At 65.8% G+C, this 1,365-nt stretch carries 1 pseudogene; it reads right to left on the bottom strand.

What is annotated here, in order from left to right:
• Nucleotides 1–14: 14 nt before the first annotated feature.
• Nucleotides 15–1,311: pseudogene (locus tag ABZ860_RS42800) on the bottom strand (IS701 family transposase).
• Nucleotides 1,312–1,365: the final 54 nt, after the last annotated feature.

Raw genomic sequence — 1,365 nt, forward strand, 5'->3', positions numbered from 1 at the left:
CTAGTACTCCAGCATCACTTTGTTATCCCTGACTGTCTTCGGCGGTAGTGGCTGATCTTGGAGATGTGTTGGTGGCGGCGCCGCCAGCGTGACCACGTGTGGATTTGATCAAGGTCGGGCGGTCGTGTGATCATGTGTGCCAGTAGACGCCGGACCTCTCCCATCGAGAGGGAGACGAGGCCGTCCTGGTCCGTTTCGACCAGCTGTTTGCCGCAGTGACGGCAAGATAGGCGTGGGCGAGCATCGCCAAGGTGATGTGCCGATACCAGGCGTCATAGCGGCGGACCTGGTACTGATCCAGTCCGACCTCGGTCTTGGCGCTCTGGAAACACTCCTCGATCGCCGAGCGGCTCCCGGCGACCTTCACCAGCTCGTCGATGGTGGTGTCGGCCGGGCCGAAGCCGGGGTAGAAGGCCACCTCGTCGGGGCGGGCGATGCTGCGCCGGATGAGGATCCATCGCTCATACCCCTCTTCCGGTTCGCGGATGATCGGCAGCGTGGCCATCGCCCAGTCATACAGGCGCGCCCCCTTGGCGCCCTGGCCGGCCGAGAGCCGTTTCCAGGCGGAGGCGGGCACCTCGGCGACCAGGCTTTCGGCGCGTGCTCGTGGGCCGAGGCCGCCGCTGATCGCCTGGCTGCGCGGCACCGCCACCACGTAGCCGATGCGGTACTGCTCGAGAAAGACGCGGAACTTGTAGTCCTGGCCATAGGCCTCATCGGCGGTCACCCACGCGGCCGGCACCCCGCCTCTAATGCCCGCGTCAGCATCCGGCGTGCCAGCACTTGTTTGGTGGCGAACTCCACCTCGGGTTCGATGCCCGCCTCGGCGCACCGGTCGCGATCACCGATCCATGACTTGGGCAGATACAGCTCCCGATCGATCAAGCTGCGCCCGGCGCCGGTCGCATACGCCAGGAACACCCCCAGTTGGCAGTTCTCGATCCGGCCGGCCGTTCCCGAGTACTGACGCTGGACTCCGGCGGATTTGTCGCCCTTTTTGATGAACCCGGTCTCGTCCACGATCAGCACGCCATCACGTGCACCCAAGTGCTCGACCACGTAAGAGCGCAGGTCATCGCGCACCGCGTGGGCGTCCCACCGGGCCGCGTTCAGCAGCCGCTGCATGCCCAGCGGGTTGCTCTCACCCGCTGCCTCGGCCAGCGTCCACCCGTTCTTGCCCTCGATCGGCGCCAGCAGCCCACGCACATACGCTCGCGCCCGCCGCCGCGGCTCCGGCCGCCCGAACCGGCATGCCACCCGAGCGAACAGGTCATCCAATCCTGCCACCCACGCGGCGACATCATGATCCATCACGAGAGCCGTACGCTACACACTAAAGATCACAAAGTGATGCTGGAGTACTAG

Origin of the sequence: Microbispora sp. NPDC046973 (assembly GCF_040644495.1) — a bacterium.
In the GTDB taxonomy this organism is placed as follows: Bacteria; Actinomycetota; Actinomycetes; order Streptosporangiales; family Streptosporangiaceae; genus Microbispora.